Source organism: Erwinia typographi (assembly GCF_000773975.1).
Classification (GTDB): Bacteria; Pseudomonadota; Gammaproteobacteria; order Enterobacterales; family Enterobacteriaceae; genus Erwinia; species Erwinia typographi.
In genome coordinates this window covers 14,949-34,306 of the sequence record NZ_JRUQ01000089.1, presented here as the reverse complement: position 1 = coordinate 34,306, position 19,358 = coordinate 14,949, and the positions used below count along the sequence as shown (strand labels likewise).

The window sequence follows — 19,358 nt, the reverse complement described above, 5'->3', positions numbered from 1 at the left end:
CTATATCAGGACTAGTCACTTCTTCTGGATTACATTCCCTCGCCCACCATTTTTTATTGTTCAAACTGGATGGTAAACAGCCGGTTATCTTTTTTTTTACTTTTTTTTGGCTTATTTGCCTGAAATTATCCCTGTAAATGCCAGGCTTATTAGTGCTGTACTAAAAAAACAGACTATAAAAGGAGCCTGTCGTGAGCTATCAAAATGCCATTGTGTTGCAGGATCTTCCCGAGCGGAAACCTGTCAAAGTACCTGTTGGCGATGTTGGCATTATCCTGTTCCGTGAACAGCAGGAGGTGAAGGCATTTCAGAGCCAGTGTCCCCATTCGGGTGCGCCTTTAGAGCAGGGCGCGATCTATGGCGATCGTCTGGTTTGTCCATGGCACAAAGCCACTTTTAGCCTTAAAGACGGCAGCCTCTGCGAACCGCTGGCGCTGAGCGATCTGCAACGTTATCAGGTCCGGATTGAAAATGGCATGGTGCAGGTCGATCCTGAACCGCTTCCGCCGCTGATGGAATTCTCGGCGGCAGAGGAAGTACCAGTTTTTGTGATCCTGGGTAGCGGTGCGGCAGGTGCTGCCGCTGCCTGGACGCTGCGTCGGGAGGGATTCAAGGGCAAACTGATCCTTGTCGATCGCGAAAGCGAAGCGCCCTACGATCGTACCGTGCTGACAAAATTTGTCCCCTCCGGCAATATGAAGATCGACGAGGTTCCTTCTCTGCTGCAAGACGACTTCTACGCGTATGCCGAGCGCAGGCAGGCTGAAGTGGAGCAGCTGAACAGCAATGAGCAACTTCTGCGCTTCGCGGATGGCAGCACTCTGCACTATGACAAGCTGCTCATTACCATCGGTGGCATTCCGCAACGGCCAGATATAACGGGAAAAGCGTTATTCGGCGTCCATGTGCTGCGCAGCCTTGAGCAGGCGGATACGCTGCTGAACGAAGTGGATAAAACCAAAAAGATCCTTATCATCGGCAACAGCTTTATAGGCATGGAGCTGGCTTCGGCGTTACGCGCCAGGGACGTTAAGGTGCAGGTTATCGCCCGGCAGCCACTTCCGTTCAAAAAAACGTTCGGCGACGAGATTGCCCGCTATTTCCGCGAGCTGCATGAAGAAAATGGGGTGGAGTTTATCGAAGGTGAGGTGGCCGGGCTGAAGGACGACGAGGGCCACGTCAGCGCCGTGGCGCTGAAAAGCGGGCAGATTGTTCCAGCCGATAGTGTTCTGCTGGCGACGGGCGTTGCGCCGGGAACTTCCTTTATCCACGACATCCCGCTGAATGATGACGGCAGCCTGACTGCGGATGCTTATCTGGCGGTCGCACGCAAGGTCTGGAGCGCAGGAGATATTACCGCCTTTCCTCATGGGACAGGCAACCTGCGTATTGAACACTGGCGCGTGGCGCAACAGCAGGGCCGCATCGCGGCGAAAAATATGCTGGGGCAAAAGGAAGTGTTCGATCGCGTTCCGTTCTTCTGGACGGCGCAGTTTGGTACGCGCTATGAATATCTCGGCCATGCTGAACAGTGGGATGACTATCAGCTGCTGGGGTCGCTGAAGGAGAAGAAGTTCGTTGCGCTGTACGGGCAGAAGGGGCAGCTTGCTGCGGTCGCTTCCTGTGGGCTGTATACCTTTACCGCCGGTCTGCTTGTGCGAATGCAGCAGCCAGTAACCCTGCAAGAAGCGGCCGCTCTGGCGGAGCAGGCACTGGGCTGAGGTGGCTGGAAAAGGGGCGAAGCGGCGTCGCCCCTGATGCGTCAGGCTTTGCTCATCTTTTCGGATTTCGCCATACAGCGCTGCATGGCTTCCATTACCGCCGCGCGGAAGCCCTTCTCTTCGAGGACTTTAACCGCCTCGATAGTGGTGCCGCCCGGCGAACAGACCATATCCTTCAGCTCGCCAGGGTGCTTGCCGGTTTCCAGTACCATCTGCGCCGACCCTTTAACGGCCTGCGCCGCAAACTGATAAGCCTGCGCTCGTGGCATCCCACCCAGTACGGCCGCATCGGCCATGGCCTCAATAAACATGAACACGTAGGCTGGCGCGGAGCCGCTAACGCCAACCACCGCGTGGATCATGTACTCCGGCACCAGCGCTGCTTTACCAAAACCGCTAAAGATATCAACGATTTCGTCCGCTTCCTCTTTGCTGACCAACACGTTAGGCGTGACCGAGGTCATGCCTTCATTGACCAGCGCAGGCGTATTCGGCATCACGCGCACCAGCTTACGATCGTGGCCCAGCACGGTTGCCAGCGAATCCAGCGTTACGCCGGCGGCAATCGACACCACAACGGTATCTTTATTCAGGCTGCCCGAAATGTCCTTCAGCACCGTCAGAATGACGTTTGGCTTCACTGCGCCAAACAGAATATCCGCCTGCTTCGCGACCTCTTCCGCGCTGGCCCCAGGGGTGATGCCGTACTGCTGCTGCATCGCCTCGTTAGTGGCTGGCTTGCGGTCAAAGACCCAGATATTCTCAGGTCTGATTTGCCCGGACGAGACCAGACCGCCGATAATGGCTTTTGACATATTGCCGCAGCCAATGAAGCCGATTTTCTTTTCCACCGTAGTGCTCCCTGTTTCGTTCAGATTTCATCAGTGCCTAGCTTACGTCATTCCCCACCTTAATCCAGCTTCGGCTACGTTTAAACCAGAAGGGCGGTGAGCAGATTAAGTTTGCCATTCCTGAAAAGAACGGCATGATCACCCCGTCCCCGAATTCAGAGAAGGAAAAGGCTATGCCAATCTGGGTAGATGCCGATGCGTGTCCTAAAGTGATTAAAGAAGTGCTGTACCGGGCTGCCGATCGCGAGCAGATGCAGGTGACGCTGGTGGCGAACCAGTCTCTGAGCGTGCCGCCCTCCCGATTTATCAGTACGCTGCGCGTTCCCGCTGGTTTTGACGTGGCCGACAACGAAATTGTGCGGCGGGCTGAGGCGGGCGATCTGGTGATTACCGCCGATATTCCGCTGGCGGCGGAAGTGATGGAGAAGGGCGCCATCGCGCTGAATCCGCGCGGCGAACGCTACAGCGAGGCGACGATCCGCGAGCGGCTGACCATGCGCGACTTTATGGATACCCTGCGCGCAAGCGGCGTGCAGACCGGTGGCCCTAACACGCTGAATCAGCGCGATCGCCAGCAGTTTGCTAATGAGCTGGATAAATGGCTGATGAGCCAGCGCAGGAAGTAAGAGAAAACGGGTGGGGAAACCCCCACCCGCGAAGCGAATCAGACGAAGCTGTCGTCGTCGCCAAAGTCATCATTGTCAAAGCCATCGCCGCCAAAGTCACCAAAATCGCTGCTGTTATCCTGCTGGAAACCGGCATCCTGGTTGGCAAACTGCCCGTCATTACCGTTGAAGGTATCAAGGTTGTTATCAAAACTCGCCTGCGGCAGGGCAGGCTCATTGATAATGTTGACGATCTCTTCCGGCTGTGAATGGTGAAACATACTGGTCAGCATATCGGCCATGACCACACCACCGGCAACGCCGACCGCCGTTTGCAGCGCGCCGCCTAAAAAGCCGCGAGCGGCCGAAGGCGCCGCCTGCGCGGGCGCATAGCCAGGCTGCTGCTGTGGTGCGTTGTTCCACGGCTGCTGCGGCGGCTGAACAGGTGCCTGCTGACGCTGCTGGCCGCCGCCAAACAGGCCGGAAAGGAAACCGCCGCTGCTCTGCTGGGGCGGCTGCTGAGCCTGAGCCAGTTTCGCTTCCAGTTCGCTAACGCGGCTGTTCAGCTGCTTCATCGCCGCTTCCTGAATCAGGATTGACTGCGCCATATAATAGGGCGCGCCGGGCTGCTGCTGAACCTGCTGCTGTATCAGTTTCTCCGCCTCGGCATCGCGAGGGCCGGACTGTGTTTCAGCCTGTTTTAAACGGCCGAACAGATTTTCAATTAACTGTTGTTCTTCGCTTTGCATAACTCATTCTCCGTAGCGGGCGACAGGTCTTATATTGGGGTCGCCAGTGGGAAAGTAAACGAGCTTCGGGTAAGGAAATGTTGCTGTAAACGGCCGAGGGTTAGCGCGTGTGTAAACTTAAGGTTACATAATTTAATCTATTAATAATAAACGAATTATCCCAATAATAATGGGGTGCTGGTGTAACGAAAAAGTGACTACTGGTGGCGAAGGAAATTTATCGGTATGATGCGACGCAAAGTTAATTACTATCTGCCTTTCGCCGCTGGTGCAGACCATGCCGAAGGGGTTGAGGAAGTGCCAGTTATGTCGTTACCCCTTTATCTGATCGGCGCGCGCGGCTGCGGGAAAACCACCGTGGGCCAGGCGTTGGCAAAGGCCTCAGGCTATGCCTTCAGCGATACCGATCGTCACCTCCAGCAAACAACTCAGCGCAGCGTGGCAGACATTGTCTCCGCCGAGGGATGGGAAGGGTTTCGCCAGCGTGAATCGCTCTCTTTGCAGGCGGTCACCGCGCCAGCCACGGTGATTGCCACCGGTGGCGGCATGGTACTGGCTGCCGAAAACCGCAAGTTTATGCGTGAGCACGGTAGGGTGATCTATCTGAAAGCCGAGGCCCGCGTGCTGGCCGCCCGCCTGCAAGCCTACCCCGAGCAGGATCAGCGGCCAACGTTGACCGGTCGCCCGATAGCCGACGAAATGGTCGAGGTGCTGGCCGAGCGTGATGCGCTTTATCAGCAGACGGCTCACTATGTGATTAACGCGATGCAGCGGCCTGAGAAAGTCGTTGAGGACATCATTGCGATGCTGGCGCTTGCGCGAGCGAGCTAGTCGCCCGGGCCTTTAGGATTCCTCTCTTTCTTCCCGAGAAACCGCTGTCGTTGTCTATACTTAGTTAATAAGCCACCGGCCGGACAGGCGTTAAGCGCCGCTCGGGTCGATCTATTCTGACGGGAGGAAAGCAGTATGGCAGGTAAACCGCCGTATCCACGCGAAGCACGAATTGTTGCGGTAAAAAAAGGCTCCACGGAAAAAACCGTGACCTGGTATGAGCTGAGGGCCGATCATCCGAAGCCGGACACGCTGATTAGCGAGCATGAAACGGAACAGGAGGCGCAGGATGCCAAAATCCGCTACGAAGATAAGAGCAAAGAGTAATCTTTCGCTGGCAAGGACGCTGGTTTCCATTTCTGTAGAGAAACGCTTGACCCCGCCTGGCCCACCCCTTATTTTGCTTTGCGATCAATCAGCATTGATCCTTCTACCCTGACCCTGAACGTTTATCGCCTGAACTGGATCGACACTTGACCGAGTTGCTGAAAAACACCGTTTCCGCCGCCGCACCGCAGGCCCTTACCGGGACAGCTGCTATGCTTTCCGTATCCGTGGCTCCCGGTTGTGGCACCGCTGCCGGCCCTGCGCCTGGCCTCGCTATAGAGGCGAATTTTGCGGAACGTAAAACGATGAAACACTCACTGGCAGTGCTCACGTTGGGGAGCGCATCCCGTAGCGATCTCTTCCCTCTGCTGACGGAACATCTGCCTGAGGAGAAGATCGTGCATATCGGGCTGCTTGATGGTTTGACCGGCGATGAAATAGCTCAACGCTACACCCCGCAAGCCGATGAAAAAGTGGTGATGACCCGTCTTGAGGACGGGACGCATCTGGTGCTTTCGGCGGCTAAAGTGGAGGAGGCGCTGCAAAAACACATTCTGGCGCTTGAAGGCCAGGGCTATGAGACTATCCTGATGTTGTGCAGCGGGGAGTATAAAAATCTCTTCTCGGACAGCGCCATTCTGCTTGAGCCTTACCGTATTCTGCCACCGCTGGTGGAGGCGATAACCGGTGGACATCAGGTAGGCATAGTGGTGGCGCGCGAAGAGTACATTGCTGAGCAGGCTTATAAATGGCAGCGGCTGGCGCAGAAGCCGCATTTTGCCGTAGCCAGCCCGTGGCAAACCAGTGATGATGAACTGATTGACGCGGCTCTGCTGTTGCAGGAGCAGGGCGCGGATGTGGTGGTACTGGACTGCCTGGGTTACCATCAGCGGCACCGTGATTTTTTACAGAAACTGTTGGGAATCCCCGTGCTGCTGTCCAACGTGCTGATAGCCAGGTTGGCAGCAGAACTGCTTGTGTAAACGAGACTCTCTCGGCACTTTTACACTGTTACCTTTTTCTCTGATTTTAAGGATCTTTATATGCTCAACGTCAGTGAGTACTTCGACGGAAAAGTGAAATCAATTGGTTTCGACAGTGCCAGTACCGGGCGCGCCAGTGTAGGCGTGATGGCGGAAGGCGAATACACGTTTGGCACCGGCCAGGCGGAAGAGATGACGGTGGTGAGTGGTTCACTGAAGGTGCTGTTGCCGGGTGAAACGGAATGGAAACACTTCGAGCCGGGCCAGGTGTTTAACGTCCCCGGACACAGCGAGTTTCATTTGCAGGTGGCTGAGCCTTCCTCTTACCTCTGCCGCTATCTGAAGGACTGAGTGCCGGGCGGATCGCTCCGCCCGCAGGGCCTGCGTTCCGGTCAGCCGCATCGGCGGCTTGCCCGGCCCAGGGCGGAAACCATTCCGCCCGCTTCAGCTTAGCGCTGCGCTTCGCCGCCTAACGCTTCCACCGTATTGCTCACCAGCGCAGCCAGCTCGCCGGTCATCAGAATAAAGTCCGCGTCAAACCGTCCCTGCACGTCCTCACGATCGATATCATCATTCTGTTCGCGCAGCGTATCGGCAAACTTCAGGCGCTTCAGCGAGCCATCATCAGAAAGCACCAGCTGCACGCGCTCCTGCCAGTCCAGCGCCAGTTTGGTGACCAGCTTACCCGCTTCAATATGGTTGGCGATCTCATCACAAACCAGATCCTGCTTCTTGCAGCGGATCACGCCGCCATCCTCCAGCAGGGCTTTCAGCTCGGCTTCGTCCATCAGCGCAAAGCCCGCCGGGGTTTCGCCAGAACGTACCCATTCGGTCATCGTCAGCTCGATCGGACTTTCCAGCGTAAGCGGCACTACCGGCAGCGAGCCGAGGCTCTTGCGCAGCAGCGCCAGCGTATCTTCCGCTTTTTTCGCGCTGGCGCAGTCAACCATGATAAGATTATTCACGGTATCGATCCACAGGAAGGTCTGGCTGAAGCGGCTGAATGCGCGTGGCAGCAGGCTGTGCAACACCTCATCCTTCAGCGAGTCTTTCTCGGTCTTTTTCAGCTTGCGCTGCTGCTCGGCCTCCAGCTTGTCGATTTTGGCTTCCAGCGCCTGTTTGATCACCTGAGAAGGCAGGATTTTCTCTTCTTTACGCGCGCAGATCAGAATTTGCCCGTTGTTGACGTGGGTCAGCGCATCGCTACGCGGGCCCATTGGTGAAACCCAACCGGTTTTCGCCATATCCTGGCTGCCGCAGGGAGCGAAAGAGAAGGCTTCAAGCTGTTTTTCCATCTCGTCAACCGCCAGTGGGATCTCGCGATTAAGACGATATACCATTAAATTCTTAAACCACAGCATTATGCTTTCCCTCTCTGGCGCGCATCAGGCGCGCTCATTCAAAGTCAGCGCGCATGATAGCGAATCGGCGGCGGGGTTTCATTGCCTTTCCGCCTCCGGCCTTCTAAGGTAAGAGTCAGACCGTTAAAAAATGAGGAATAACAGGTGCGTATCGGGATAGATTTAGGTGGAACTAAAATAGAGGTCATCGCGCTTTCCGCCTCGGGCGAGACGCTGTTTCGTCACCGCGTCGGTACGCCTCGCGATGATTATCAGCGCACGCTGGAGGCGATCGCCGGGCTGGTCAGGCTGGCTGAAGAGAAGACCGGGGAGCAGGGCAGCGTCGGCGTCGGTATTCCCGGCACGCTGTCGCCTTACACGCAGCGGGTGAAGAACGCCAACTCGACCTGGCTTAACGGCCAGCCGCTGGATAAAGACTTGCAAAAAATACTGAACCGCGAAGTGCGGATCGCCAATGATGCTAACTGCCTGGCGGTTTCCGAAGCCGTGGACGGCGCGGCGGCTGGCAGCCAGACAGTTTTTGCGGTAATCATCGGCACCGGCTGTGGCGCTGGCGTTGCGCTGAATGGCCTGGCGCATATCGGCGGCAACGGTAACGCAGGCGAGTGGGGGCATAACCCGCTGCCCTGGATGGATGAAGACGAGCTGCGCTATCGGGAAGAGGTGCCGTGCTACTGCGGTAAGCAGGGGTGTATTGAAACCTTTATTTCAGGTACGGGGTTTGCCACGGATTACCACCGGCTGAGCGGTACTGAACTGAAAGGGGCGGAGATTATCACCCTGCTGGAGCGGCAGGACCCGATCGCCGAGCTGGCGATGAGCCGCTATGAGCTGCGGCTGGCAAAATCGCTGGCCCAGGTGGTCAATATCCTCGACCCGGATACTCTCGTGCTGGGCGGCGGCATGAGCAATAACGATCGTTTATATCAGACGGTGCCGCTGCTGATGAAAAAGTGGGTATTTGGCGGGGAGTGTGAGACGCCTGTGCGTAAGGCGCTGCACGGAGATTCCAGCGGCGTGCGCGGCGCGGCCTGGCTCTGGCCGCAGTAAGTTGTAAGAGGGGCGAGCTTCGCCCCTCTTTGGCATTAATCTCCAAACAGCATGGCATCACGCGGCGCGCTGGCGCGCTGGCCTTTGGTCATCAGGAAATAAATATAGCCTGCCGCCATAAAGGCCACGAACAGCGCACCGATAACCGGGTTGAACCACAGCATCGCCACCAGGCAGACCAGCGCCAGCGCCAGCGCAATGCCTGGCACAATCGGGTAGCCCGGCGCGCGGAATGTACGATCCAGCTCCGGCGCGGTCCGGCGCAGGCGAAACAGGCTCAGCATACTCATGATGTACATCACGATCGCGCCGAACACCGCCATGGTGATCATGGCCGCGGTCAGCGTCATGCCCTGGAGGTTAATCCAGCTGTCGCTGAAGATCGCCGCAATACCAATCAGACCCCCCGCTATAATGGCGCGATGCGGCGTCTGGAAGCGCGACAGCTTCGCTAACCCGGCGGGCAGATACCCGGCGCGCGAGAGGGCAAAGAACTGGCGTGAGTAGCCCAGAATAATGCCGTGGAAGCTCGCCACCAGGCCAAACAGGCCAATCCAGACCAGCATATGCATCCAGCCGGAGTTCTCGCCGACCACCATTTTCATCGCCTGAGGCAGCGGATCGTTAATGTCTGACAGTTTGCGCCAGTCACCCGCGCCGCCAGCCATCAGCATCACGCCGATTGCCAGTACCACCAGCGTCAGGATCCCGCTGATATAGGCTTTCGGGATAGTGCGTTTCGGATCCCTGGCTTCTTCGGCAGCCATCGCGGCCCCTTCAATCGCCAGGAAAAACCAGATAGCGAATGGGATCGCGGCAAAAATACCGGAGAAAGCCGGCAGGCCGAAATGATCGCCGCCTGACCAGCCGTTGGCGGCAAAGTTAGCAATGCTGAAGCCCGGCGCGACCACGCCCATAAATACCAGCAGCTCCAGCACCGCCAGCACGGTTACCACCAGCTCGAACATCGCGGCCAGCTTCACCCCCAGAATATTCAGCGTCATAAACACGATATAGGCCCCGACCGCGGCATATTTTGGGTTGAGGCCGGGGAACTGAACGTTGAGATAAGCGCCGATTGCCATCGCGATGGCGGGTGGAGCAAAAACGAATTCAATCAGCGTCGCCATCCCGGCGACCAGGCCGCCGGTTTCGCCAAAGGCGCGGCGGCTGTAGGCAAAAGGGCCACCGGCATGGGGGATCGCCGTGGTCAGTTCGGTAAAGCTGAAAATAAAGCAGGTGTACATAAGGGCAATCAGCGCCGTGGTCACCAGGAACCCCAGCGTGCCCGCCACGCCCCAGCCGTAGCTCCAGCCAAAATACTCACCAGAAATCACCAGACCTACCGCAATGCCCCACAGATGGATTGTGCCCAGCGTAGGCTTTAGCTTGCTTGTCATACCGATATCCCCGCAATCAGTTTTATTGTCAGTCGATAATGCAGCCGCCATCAGGGCGAAACTTGACGCTGGCGTAAGGATTTTTGTGCTCTGCGGTCAACTCAGCGGCCATAAAAGGGCCAAATGCACGCTAAAGTCAAAAGAGGGTCGTCTGCGGTCAAGCGGGTCGGAGCGGGCGACGCCATGCTGATATCACAACGGCGGGTAACCGACAGCTAACTTCTTATGGAGCCAGACTATGACTGCCACGCAATACGATGACCTGGATACTGCCGCGCTGCTGAACCTTGCTCAGCGCACGCTCACCCGCTACCCCGCCTCATTGCAGGGGGAGTTGAGTCTGCTTTGCCGTTCAGAGAACGCAACCTTCCTGCTTAAGGCGGGCGGCAAACGCTATGCGCTGCGGCTGCATCGCGGCAACTATCACCAGCGTGCGGACATCGAAAGCGAGCTGCACTGGCTGGATGCGCTGCGGGAAACGGGTATTGTGGTGCCTCAGGCCGTGCCGGATAAGGAAGGGCAGACGGTGCAGACGCTCCAGCTGGAAGGCGGCGGCGTCCGTCATGCCGTGCTGTTTGAGTGGATTGAAGGCGAGATGCCGACCACCGACGTCGATCCTCGCGCTTTTCAGCAGCTGGGCCACATCACCGCCCGGCTGCATCAGCACAGTAAAACCTGGCAGAAACCGGCCGGTTTCCAGCGCATTATCTGGGATCATCCCAGCATGGTCAGCCCGCAAAGCCACTGGGGCGACTGGCGCGATGCGCCGAATCTGCGGCTGGAGGATCGCCCGGTTGTTGAAGAGGCGATTGTCCGCATCGGGCAGGAACTGCTGAGGTTTGGTCAGGACGCTTCGCGCTACGGCTTAATCCATGCCGATCTTCGCCTGACCAATCTGCTGCTGCATAAGGGCGAGACGCGAGTGATCGATTTTGACGACTGCGGCATGGGCTGGTATCTGCACGATCTTGCGGCAGCGATCAGTTTTGTCGAGCACCATCCCCGTGCAGCGGAGTGGGTGGATCACTGGATCAAAGGCTATGAGCAGGTAGCGCACATCAGCGATGTCGAAATGGCGATGGTGCCGACGCTGCTGATCCAGCGCCGCATCCAACTGCTGGCGTGGGTAGGATCGCACGCAGACACTGAGATGGCGCAGAGCCTGGGGCCCCGCTGGGCCGATCACTCCGTGCGCCTTTGCCGTCGCTATCTGGAAACCAGCGAACTGCCGGTAGGCGCCTGAGTCTGCACCTTTAGCGTGCAGGCTGGCGGACGAGCAGGGGAGGTACGCTTTGCTGTAATGCTAACGCCTTGTTTTTCTTTACCTGCTGCCAGAGTGGTACGGAAATTGCTGCATTTGTCGGATATTTTACGCAGCCGAGGCGATGATGATGGAAACCGGACTTATCAGACAGCCTGACATGGCGACGGCGCTGAATGCCAGCGCGGTCAGCAACCGGGGGGTTTTAGCCGCCGCCGCCAGCGGCCTGAGCGATTTCATTAGCGATAAGGGCGGTGACGTCGACCGCATCTTTGGCGTCAGCGGTATTGATCCCGAACTGCTTGCCAGCCCTACGCTGAGCCTGGGGCTGGTCAACTATTGCCGCGTGATGGAAGAGGCGGCCCGCTGTTCGGGTGTTGATAACTTCGGTTTACACTACGGCAAGCAGTTTAAACCGCAGTCATTAGGTCTGATCGGCTACGTCGGCCTGTGTTCAGCCACGCTGGAGCAGGCGTTGCACAATGTGGTCAACGCATTCCCCTATCATCAACACGATACCCTGACCCGGCTGGTCGATAAAGGAGACTGCTGGCGGCTGGATTATCAGGTTCGTCACGGCGCCATTCTTTGCCGTCGCCAGGACGCCGAGCTGACGCTGGGCATGTTTATGAACCTGATCCGCCACGTTGCGGGTAAAAACTGGGCCCCGCGCGAGGTCCACTTCGAACATCCCCGGCCTTCACAGTGGCATGAGCACTGCAAAGTGTTTGACGCGCCAGTCTATTTCGATCAGCCCTTCAACTCATTAGTCATTCCAAAGCGCGATCTGGCCAGAACCATGCCCGACAGCGATCCAATGCTGCTGACGGTGATGCAGGACGCGATCCGCCGCCTGAACAGCGCCACGCCGCAGCAGAATATTGTCGACCGGGCCCGTTCGCAGGTGCACCTGGTGCTGCTGAAAGGCGAGCCGGTGCTTGAGGAGGTGGCTGAAAAGATGGGGTTGTCGAGCTGGTCGCTTCAGCGCCGCCTGCGTGACGAAAACCTGAGCTTTACCGCGCTGGTGGATAAGGTTCGCTGCGAGATGGCAACCCATTACCTTCAGCAGCGGCAGCTGCCAATTTCAGAAATGGCGCTGCTGCTGGGCTACTCCGAAGTCAGCGCCTTTTCCCGCGCCTTCCGGCGCTGGTTTGGCATCAGCCCGCGCCAGTGGCGGCAGGATGAACTGGCGGGCTGATCGTCACCTGCTGGGCGGGATTATTGCGGCCTGAACTCAAGTACCATTTTCGGCGGGATCTGTTTCGGCGGCGGCGGTAAGTTTTCCGCACTGCTGACGACGCCCCATGCCTTCAGGCAAAGTAGCTCATCCCCCGTGGTGTTCAGCACGCTGTAACGGCCATTTTGCCAGGCGATGGTTACCGCACACTGGCGGCCTTTATAGCGATCCACGTCGTAGAAGTTATGCTGAATGCCGTACTGCAATTTAGCAAAGTACAGGCAGTCATCGTGCGACACGCCAGGCGATACGCGACACTGTTTCTCCGCCTCGTCCTGCATTTGCCGGTCCGTGGGCGGCGGCAGCTTGTCCGGCATTGGCGGCGCTTTCTGGCCTGAGTGGCAGCCGGTCAGCAGTACCATCTGTAAAATAATGCTCCCTGCCGTCATCCGCCCCGGCAACTTCTCTGTCGTCATGACTCCCCCTGCTTTTCACAAATTAACTGCTCCAGAGCGCGAGTTTACAGGGCAGGCTGACCGACAACATGTTTTTCCCGTCACCCTGCGGTATTTACAGATTAATCTCTTAAGGGAAGCGGGCGCTACGGCATGACTTTTTTATAACGTTCGCCTTCCGCTGCGCAGGGAGGTGCAGAACAATATGATTAGCTGTTCCTGTAGCTGACGGTTGAGCAGCTCCGGGCTGTTACGATCAAAAAAAGTGCGCACTGTCCCAAACAGCACATTCATCAGCGTCATATTCAGCGCAGGAAGGTCCTGAAATGTTGCATCCGACGCTGTGGCAAACATCGCCTGACTGGCCGCTTCTACGCGCTGACACATGGTTTCAACAATCTCGCTGACGTCGATATCTTCAGCCGCATGATAAAGAGCATGGGTGAGTTCGTAGCGCTCCATTTTTATTTTGATGTATTCACTGATGACGCCTTCAGCCATCGCGGCGTAGGGCGCGCCGTGCAATGCCAGACACACTTCTTCGATCCGGGCGGCGAGCCGATCCAGATAGCGCTCATTGACGGCAAAGAACAGCGCCTGCTTGTTCGGGAAATATTGATAAAGTGACCCTACCGATACGCCCGCCCGCTCGGCGACGAGGGTGGTGGTCAGCTCTGACGTTCCCGTGCGGAGTAAAATCTGAAGGGTAGCCTCAAGAATGATCTCAACGGTGACGGAAGATCGCCTCTGACGCGGCATTCTGCGCGGGTTCTGATTAGGAACAGATTCAATAGCCATACGCGAATTCATTCGGTGAAGGATTATTCATATCATCGATCAAACCACATTCGCTGACGGATCCCAAGGAGTTTACTATGACTGTTTCTATTGCGCTGGTTACCGGCGGCAACAAAGGTATCGGCTATGAAATTGCTAAGCAGCTGGCCGAGGCGGGTGCCAGGGTATTTCTTGGCGCCCGCGATGCCGCGCGCGGCAAGGCCGCGGCTGAGGCATTGAGTAAAGAAGGGCTGGATGTTTCATTTGTACAGTTGGATATCTGTGACGAACAGAGTGTCACGGCGGCCGCGCAATTGATCGACGGCACTCAGGGGCGGCTGGATATTCTGATCAACAATGCCGGCATCGCCGACTATAGCGACGGCTTGCCGGGCAATGCCTCGCTGGAAGCGGTCCGTCGCGTGCTGGACACCAATTTTATTGGTCCCCTGAGGGTAACGCAGGCGATGCTGCCCCTGTTAAGAAAGACCTCTGCGGGCCGGATTGTGAACCTCTCCAGCAGCCTTGGTTCACTCACGCTGAACAACGATCCAGAGTGGCCGTTCTACAACGTGAAATTTATCGGCTACAACGCGTCGAAAGCGGCGCTGAACATGCTGACCATCCAGCTCAACGCTGAACTGCAAGACACGGAGATTGTGGCTTTCTCCGCCTGTCCCGGCTTAGTCAGTACTGATTTGAGTGGACATCAGGGCGACCGCACTCCCAAGGAGGCCGCCGCTTTCCCGGTTCGTCTTGCTTTACAGACCGTTGCCGACGGCCAGGCCCTGTTTCAAAATGAGCAGGGCGTTCTTCCCTTATAACCGACGCCAGCAGGGGGAGGGGTTAATCCGCCTTGCCGGTCTCCAGCCGGCTGTAGCCCAGCCCGTTAACCTTCCTGACTTTGATCTGCACCGGGATGCGCTCCTTCATCGCCTCTACGTGGCTGATCACCCCGATAGTTTTGCCGCTGGCGTTCAGCGCATCCAGCGCATCCAGCGCGCTGTCCAGCGTCTCGGCATCCAGCGTGCCGAAACCCTCGTCAAGGAACAGCGATTCAATCCGCGTTTTATGGCTGACCAGATCGGAGAGCGCCAGCGCAAGCGCGAGGCTGACCAGGAAGCTTTCGCCGCCGGAAAGGGTGCGGGTATCGCGCAGCGAATCGGCCTGCCAGGTGTCCACGACCTGTAGCTCCAGCGCTTCCTGAGATTTTCTCTGCAACAGATAGCGACCGTGCAGGCGGTTAAGCTGGTTATTAGCCAGCCAGACCAGATGATCGAGCGTTAAGCCCTGGGCGAATTTGCGGAATTTATCCCCCTCGCGCGAGCCAATCAGCTGGTTCAGATAGCCCCAGTCCTCCACGTCCTGCTCGTTCTGCGCAATCTGCGCCAGCAGCGTTTGCTGCTGCTGACGCCGGGCGGCATCGCTGGTCAGCTGCTGGCGAGTTTCTCCCTGCTGACGGGCGTTTTCTCTGAGCTGTGCCGCAAGACTGGCGACGGTATCCCCCAGCGCGTCGACGCGCTCCGGCAGGTCAGGCGGGGTTTGCTGCTGATGAGCATCGAGCGTTTTCTGCGCCTGCTGCCTGAGTACGTTGGCCTGCTGACGCCGCTGGTCGTGCTGCTGCTGAAGCCTGCGCAGCCGTCCGGTCTGCTCTTCATCCAGCAGCGCGGCGGAGAAGGCTGGTTCATCGGAAAAATGGCTGGCGGCCAACGCTTCATCCAGCGCGCGCTGTGCCTGTTCAAGACGATGGGTCAGTTCATTCGACTGTTCAGAGAGTGAATTATGCTGTCCGGTCAGTGTATTTAACTGGTTCTGCTGCGTCTGCCACCTTTGCAGGCAGGTCTGGCTGCTCTCGGCATGTTGCTGCGACTGCAAACGAAGCTGCTGCTGAACCTCTGTCGTGGAGCGCTCGCCCAGCAGCTTCATACGCTGCTGTTGCAGTTCGGCCAGCGAATCGCGCTCGGTTTTCAGGCGCAGTTCCAGCGCCGTCAGGCGAGTCTGCTCGCGGGTGATCTCCTCATTCAGCACCTGCTGCTGGGTAGCCAGCGTGGTCAGCTGAGGCAGCAGGTCAGTTAGCGCCTGCTCCGCTTTAACCCACTGTTGCCACTCGCTTTCCCGGCTGGCAAGCCAGCTTTCATGCTCGCCCGGCTGCGGCAGCGTTAGTGCGGACTCCGCCAGCGACGAGCGCAGCGCCTCGCGCTGCTGGCGGACAGCCTGCTGCTCCTGGGCCAGCAGCTTTTGCTGCTCTTCCAGCGCCTGGCGATGAGTAAGCAGTTGCTGTTCGGCCAGTTGCTGCTGCTGCTGCAATACGTTAAGCGCATTTTGCTGCCGGGTCAGGGCATCCTTTTGCTGCTGAAGCTGCTGCGCGCTCTGTTGCAGGTTGTGCAGCTGTGCCTGGCGTTCCGCCTCCAGCTGTTCCTGAGCGGCCAGCCACGCCAGCGTTTGCTGACGATCGTCCGGGACCAGCGTTAAGGCCAGCGCTTCGGCGGTCGCTTGCCACTGGCTGCGCAGCTGGGCGGCTTCGCGCTCATTTTCCTCCTGCGCCTGCTGCTCTTTCTCTGCCTGAAGGCCGAGGTTTTTGAGCTGCTCGCGGCTGACGGTGCCGCGCTCTTTAAGCTGTTCGACCTCGGTCCTGAGTTTCGCCAGGCGCTGCTGGTTGTCTGAAGGCTCAAGCGCCTGGTATTCGGCGACGGCAGGGTGCTCGCATGAGCCGCACAGCGGGCAGGGCTGCCCGGCTTCCAACTGCGAACGCTGCTGCTCCAGGCTGGCGATGCGTCGCTCAAGCTCGCAGCGTTTTTCCAGATCCTGATAGTGCTGATGCTTCTCTTTCCAGTCAGCGCGAAGCGCTGCCAGCTGCTGTTCCACCTGCTTTTGCTGCTTTTCAATGTCCTGGCGGACAGTCTGCTGGCGCTGAATGCGGGTTGTCACCTGCTGCCACTGGGTTGATAGCAGGGCCAGCGTTTGCCGCTGCGGCCGCAGCTGGCTGAGCTGGGCAAGCGTGGCCTGGAGATCGCTTTCCGGGTGCTGCTGCTGGCGCTGAGCATGGCTTTGCGCGGCGGACTCACAGCTTGCCTTCGCCTCCTCCAGCTGCCGCTGCTGAGGTCTGGCCTGCTGCTCCAGCTGGCTGAGCCGCTGCTGGAGCTGGCTGACACTCTGCGTTTGCTCTTCAGTCCGGGTCTGCCGGGCGGTCAGCGCCAGTTCGCTCTGATGCTGCTGCTCGAAGCGCACGCGCCAGAGAGGGAGGTATTCTCCCCAGTGGGCAAAGTGAGGGTGGTTCTGCTGCCACTGGCGGGCCTGCTGTTGCTGAGCCAGCTTCTCCGACTCGGCCTGCTGGTTTTGCCGCCGTGTCTCCTGGCGACGTTCGAGGGATTGTTGGTACTCACTTACCTCTTTTTCCAGGCTTTCGCACTGCTGCGTCAGCGTGGCAATGCGGTTATCCAGCGGCAAAACGGTCCCGGCGATCAGCGTTTCCTGCTGCTGCCGGAAGGACTCGTGCTGCTGACGCGCCTCCTCGGCCGTTTTCAACTGCTGGGTTAAGGTCTCAAGCTGCTGCTGCGCCCGATCTTTTTGCTGCGAAAGGCTCAGATGCTGCTCGTTCAGCCGGTGCAGGTCCTGCTGATACTGATTACGCTGCTGCCAGACCGGGCGCAGCTTTTCGGCCGGTTCGGCCAGCGTCAGTCGCGCCAGTTCCGCGCTGTCCTGCCGCCAGGCCGTCTCTGCCCGCTCGCTTTCGAGTGTTGCTTCGCTGAGCGCCTGCACCGCCGCCTGATGCTGCTGCTGCCATTGCCACAAAAACTGCTGACGCTGGTGCTGAGAAGTGAGCGCCTGCTCCTCAGTAATCCGTTGTTCTAACTGCGCTGTCAGCTGCTGGCGCTGCTCCTGATCGAGCAGCGCCATGCCGCTTGCCTGGGCGCGCAGCGTATCCAGCGCCGTTTTGGCATTTTTATGACGTTCGAAAACATTCGCGGAAAGGCGGCCGTAGATCTCGGTGCCGGTCAGCTCTTCAAGCAGCTCGGCGCGACTGTTGGCATCCGCATTGAGAAAAGCAGCGAACTGCCCCTGCGACAGCATCATGGATTTAGTGAATCGCTCGAAATCCAGCCCGGTCAGCGCGGTCAGCATATCCAGCTTATCTTTTACTTTGTCGGCGACGATTTTGTTGTCATCGCAGCGCGCCAGCTCCACGCGAGGCGCCTGGAGGTTGCCATCCACCGCGCCGCGAGCGCGGTTCTGGCTCCAGAACGCCCGCCAGGCGACGCCTTTCACCTCAAACTCCACCTCCGCCAGACATTCGGAAGTATCTCGTGTCATCAGGTCATTTTGCGACTGCGACAGTTTTCCCAGCCGCGAGGTTTCGTGATACAGCGCGAGGCAAATGGCGTCCAGCAGCGTGGTTTTTCCCGCGCCGGTAGGCCCGGTGATGGCAAACAGCCCGTTGCTGGCAAAGGGCTCGGCGGTAAAATCAATTTTCCATTCGCCCTTCAGCGAGTTGAGGTTTTTAAACCGCAGCGTCAGAATTTTCACAGCTGCACCTCATTATCAATTTCTGCCAGCGTCAGGCTGAACAGCTCCGTGGCCCGCGCCAGCCGCGCTGGCTCTTCGTTCTCCTCCAGCGCCAGCCGGCGGTTAAACACTTCCAGAGCGCTTAGCTCGCTGAGCGTTTCGTTGTTCTGGCGGTCGATAACCTGTTCGCGCTGCTCCCGGCTACGGCGCAGCAGCACCACTTCTACCGGCAGTGCCTGGGTCAGTTCCTGAATGCGCCGCTGCAAATCATGCAGCCAGGCCTCGGTGGAGATTTCAATATCCAGCCAGACGAATTTGCCATCCTCGCGCGGCTTAATTTCCGCCAGCTGCCGCTCAATCTCTGCCAGCGAGCCTTTAATCATCTGCATCGGCTGGAACAGGGGAATGGTGAGCGTCTCCACCTTGCTAAGCTTGCCGTCGGCAAAATCAACCAGAAAGACACTTTTCGCTTTGCCCAGCTCGTCAAAACTGAGCGGAATCGGGGAGCCGCTGTAGCGGATGTGCTCGCTGTTGGCGATACGCTGCGCGCGATGAATATGGCCAAGCGCGATGTAATCCGCAGGCGGGAAGGCCTGCGCCGGAAATGCATCCAGCGTGCCGATATAGATATCCCGCACCGAGTCGCTTTTCGTCACGCCAACGGTGGTTAAATGGCCGGTGGCAATAATCGGCAGGGGCAGGTTGAGTCTCTCCCGCTCCTGCAGCGCGGCCTGCCAGCAGCGCTGATAGTGGCCGGTAATGGCGTCCAGCAGGGTTTGCTGCTTCTCACGGCCTGACTGACCGGCCTGGCTGGTGGTGATGTCGCGCGGGCGAAGGAAAGGGATCGCGCAAAGCAGCGCGCCGGGTTCACCGCTGCGGGTCGTTAATGTCAGCACCTGTTGTGCGGCGTCTTCGCTGGCGGCGGCAATCACCCTGGTATTCAGGCAGGCAAGCAGCTCGCGGGACTCGTTAAGCGTGGCTACCGAGTCATGGTTTCCGCCCAGCACCACCAGCTGGCAGCCAGTTTGTTGCAGAGTGACCACAAAGCGGTTGTAGAGCTCGCGCGCATAGCTGGGCGGCGACCCGCTATCAAAAATATCGCCCGCTACAATAATGGCATCCACCTGATGTTCCACCGCCTGCGCCAGCAGCCAGTCGATAAAAGCCTGATGCTCCGGCGCACGGCTTTTGGTGTAGAAAAACTGGCCCAGATGCCAGTCTGACGTGTGGAGTATTCGCATGGGTTCCCTTGATGGCGCGAGGCAGAGCCGACGATTATAAACCGCAGAGCGCAAAACCCCAGACTG

Annotated in this window: 18 protein-coding genes; 10 read left to right on the top strand and 8 right to left on the bottom strand. The window is 58.2% G+C overall.

The features are described from left to right. Positions 1-191: 191 nt before the first annotated feature. On the top strand, positions 192-1,721 hold the full coding sequence (locus NG99_RS24820; protein ID WP_034898976.1) for an FAD-dependent oxidoreductase: 1,530 nt from the start codon (positions 192-194) through the stop codon (positions 1,719-1,721). Positions 1,722-1,762: 41 nt separating this feature from the next. On the opposite strand, the gene proC is transcribed toward NG99_RS24820, so the two are convergent. Continuing rightward, on the bottom strand, positions 1,763-2,572 hold the full coding sequence (gene proC / locus NG99_RS24815; protein WP_034898975.1) for a pyrroline-5-carboxylate reductase: 810 nt from the start codon (positions 2,570-2,572) through the stop codon (positions 1,763-1,765). A 173-nt stretch (positions 2,573-2,745) separates the two neighbouring features. Between proC and NG99_RS24810 the strand changes: the two genes are divergently transcribed. Further along, positions 2,746-3,198 (top strand): YaiI/YqxD family protein, encoded by a 453-nt coding sequence (locus NG99_RS24810; protein ID WP_034898973.1) that lies wholly within the window; start codon positions 2,746-2,748, stop codon positions 3,196-3,198. Between the two features lie 38 nt (positions 3,199-3,236). Here NG99_RS24810 and NG99_RS24805 read toward each other — a convergent pair whose 3' ends face one another. After that, positions 3,237-3,926 (bottom strand): DUF2076 domain-containing protein, encoded by a 690-nt coding sequence (locus tag NG99_RS24805; protein ID WP_034898971.1) that lies wholly within the window; start codon positions 3,924-3,926, stop codon positions 3,237-3,239. A gap of 306 nt (positions 3,927-4,232) precedes the next feature. Here NG99_RS24805 and aroL point away from each other — a divergent pair, with 306 nt between their 5' ends. The 4 genes from aroL (at position 4,233) to ppnP (ending at position 6,418) form a co-directional block, all read left to right on the top strand. Further along, entirely contained in the window at positions 4,233-4,757 is a 525-nt protein-coding gene (gene aroL, locus NG99_RS24800) for a shikimate kinase AroL (protein WP_034898990.1), read from the top strand. A gap of 135 nt (positions 4,758-4,892) precedes the next feature. Beyond that, complete coding sequence (locus NG99_RS24795; protein WP_034898969.1) at positions 4,893-5,084, top strand: YaiA family protein; 192 nt, start codon at positions 4,893-4,895, stop codon at positions 5,082-5,084. Positions 5,085-5,389: 305 nt separating this feature from the next. Further along, entirely contained in the window at positions 5,390-6,067 is a 678-nt protein-coding gene (locus NG99_RS24790) for an AroM family protein (protein ID WP_034898988.1), read from the top strand. Positions 6,068-6,127: 60 nt separating this feature from the next. Continuing rightward, positions 6,128-6,418 carry a pyrimidine/purine nucleoside phosphorylase gene (gene ppnP, locus NG99_RS24785; protein ID WP_034898966.1) on the top strand — a complete coding sequence of 97 codons (291 nt, stop codon included), beginning with the start codon at positions 6,128-6,130 and terminating at the stop codon, positions 6,416-6,418. Positions 6,419-6,516: 98 nt separating this feature from the next. Here the strand turns inward: ppnP and rdgC are convergent, their stop codons facing one another. After that, positions 6,517-7,428 (bottom strand): recombination-associated protein RdgC, encoded by a 912-nt coding sequence (gene rdgC, locus NG99_RS24780; RefSeq protein WP_034898963.1) that lies wholly within the window; start codon positions 7,426-7,428, stop codon positions 6,517-6,519. Between the two features lie 144 nt (positions 7,429-7,572). Between rdgC and mak the strand changes: the two genes are divergently transcribed. Then, positions 7,573-8,478 carry a fructokinase gene (gene mak / locus NG99_RS24775; protein WP_034898962.1) on the top strand — a complete coding sequence of 302 codons (906 nt, stop codon included), beginning with the start codon at positions 7,573-7,575 and terminating at the stop codon, positions 8,476-8,478. 35 nt (positions 8,479-8,513) lie between these two features. Here mak and eat read toward each other — a convergent pair whose 3' ends face one another. Then, positions 8,514-9,878 carry an ethanolamine permease gene (gene eat, locus NG99_RS24770; RefSeq protein WP_034898960.1) on the bottom strand — a complete coding sequence of 455 codons (1,365 nt, stop codon included), beginning with the start codon at positions 9,876-9,878 and terminating at the stop codon, positions 8,514-8,516. Positions 9,879-10,116: 238 nt separating this feature from the next. Here eat and NG99_RS24765 point away from each other — a divergent pair, with 238 nt between their 5' ends. Together NG99_RS24765 and qhpR are read left to right on the top strand one after the other, a co-directional pair. Next, entirely contained in the window at positions 10,117-11,121 is a 1,005-nt protein-coding gene (locus NG99_RS24765) for a phosphotransferase enzyme family protein (RefSeq protein WP_034898959.1), read from the top strand. A gap of 148 nt (positions 11,122-11,269) precedes the next feature. Beyond that, a complete protein-coding gene (gene qhpR / locus NG99_RS24760) occupies positions 11,270-12,337 on the top strand; it encodes an AraC-like transcriptional regulator QhpR (protein ID WP_408606438.1) in 1,068 nt (355 codons plus the stop codon). A gap of 20 nt (positions 12,338-12,357) precedes the next feature. Here the strand turns inward: qhpR and NG99_RS27765 are convergent, their stop codons facing one another. After that, a complete protein-coding gene (locus NG99_RS27765) occupies positions 12,358-12,792 on the bottom strand; it encodes a cell envelope integrity TolA C-terminal domain-containing protein (RefSeq protein WP_084110633.1) in 435 nt (144 codons plus the stop codon). 141 nt (positions 12,793-12,933) lie between these two features. Beyond that, a complete protein-coding gene (locus tag NG99_RS24750; protein WP_034898958.1) occupies positions 12,934-13,569 on the bottom strand; it encodes a TetR/AcrR family transcriptional regulator in 636 nt (211 codons plus the stop codon). Positions 13,570-13,646: 77 nt separating this feature from the next. Here NG99_RS24750 and NG99_RS24745 point away from each other — a divergent pair, with 77 nt between their 5' ends. Continuing rightward, positions 13,647-14,372, top strand: a complete 726-nt coding sequence (locus NG99_RS24745; protein ID WP_034898956.1) for an SDR family NAD(P)-dependent oxidoreductase — start codon at positions 13,647-13,649, stop codon at positions 14,370-14,372. Between the two features lie 22 nt (positions 14,373-14,394). Here NG99_RS24745 and NG99_RS24740 read toward each other — a convergent pair whose 3' ends face one another. Beyond that, complete coding sequence (locus NG99_RS24740) at positions 14,395-18,072, bottom strand: SbcC/MukB-like Walker B domain-containing protein (protein ID WP_034898955.1); 3,678 nt, start codon at positions 18,070-18,072, stop codon at positions 14,395-14,397. Next, positions 18,069-19,292, bottom strand: coding sequence for an exonuclease subunit SbcD (sbcD, locus tag NG99_RS24735; protein WP_034898982.1), 1,224 nt, complete (start codon positions 19,290-19,292; stop codon positions 18,069-18,071). Before sbcD ends, NG99_RS24740 begins: the two co-directional genes overlap by 4 nt. Positions 19,293-19,358 lie beyond the last annotated feature (66 nt).

Excerpts from the sequence above, each read along its gene's own strand:
- sbcD (WP_034898982.1), bottom strand. The coding sequence starts at position 19,292 with ATGCGAATACTCCACACGTCAGACTGGCATCTGGGCCAGTTTTTCTAC.
- rdgC (WP_034898963.1), bottom strand. The coding sequence starts at position 7,428 with ATGCTGTGGTTTAAGAATTTAATGGTATATCGTCTTAATCGCGAGATC.
- NG99_RS24745 (WP_034898956.1), top strand. The coding sequence starts at position 13,647 with ATGACTGTTTCTATTGCGCTGGTTACCGGCGGCAACAAAGGTATCGGC.
- ppnP (WP_034898966.1), top strand. The coding sequence starts at position 6,128 with ATGCTCAACGTCAGTGAGTACTTCGACGGAAAAGTGAAATCAATTGGT.
- aroL (WP_034898990.1), top strand. The coding sequence starts at position 4,233 with ATGTCGTTACCCCTTTATCTGATCGGCGCGCGCGGCTGCGGGAAAACC.
- NG99_RS24765 (WP_034898959.1), top strand. The coding sequence starts at position 10,117 with ATGACTGCCACGCAATACGATGACCTGGATACTGCCGCGCTGCTGAAC.
- qhpR (WP_408606438.1), top strand. The coding sequence starts at position 11,270 with ATGGAAACCGGACTTATCAGACAGCCTGACATGGCGACGGCGCTGAAT.
- NG99_RS24805 (WP_034898971.1), bottom strand. The coding sequence starts at position 3,926 with ATGCAAAGCGAAGAACAACAGTTAATTGAAAATCTGTTCGGCCGTTTA.
- NG99_RS24790 (WP_034898988.1), top strand. The coding sequence starts at position 5,390 with ATGAAACACTCACTGGCAGTGCTCACGTTGGGGAGCGCATCCCGTAGC.
- NG99_RS24795 (WP_034898969.1), top strand. The coding sequence starts at position 4,893 with ATGGCAGGTAAACCGCCGTATCCACGCGAAGCACGAATTGTTGCGGTA.
- NG99_RS24750 (WP_034898958.1), bottom strand. The coding sequence starts at position 13,569 with ATGGCTATTGAATCTGTTCCTAATCAGAACCCGCGCAGAATGCCGCGT.
- eat (WP_034898960.1), bottom strand. The coding sequence starts at position 9,878 with ATGACAAGCAAGCTAAAGCCTACGCTGGGCACAATCCATCTGTGGGGC.
- NG99_RS27765 (WP_084110633.1), bottom strand. The coding sequence starts at position 12,792 with ATGACGACAGAGAAGTTGCCGGGGCGGATGACGGCAGGGAGCATTATT.
- NG99_RS24810 (WP_034898973.1), top strand. The coding sequence starts at position 2,746 with ATGCCAATCTGGGTAGATGCCGATGCGTGTCCTAAAGTGATTAAAGAA.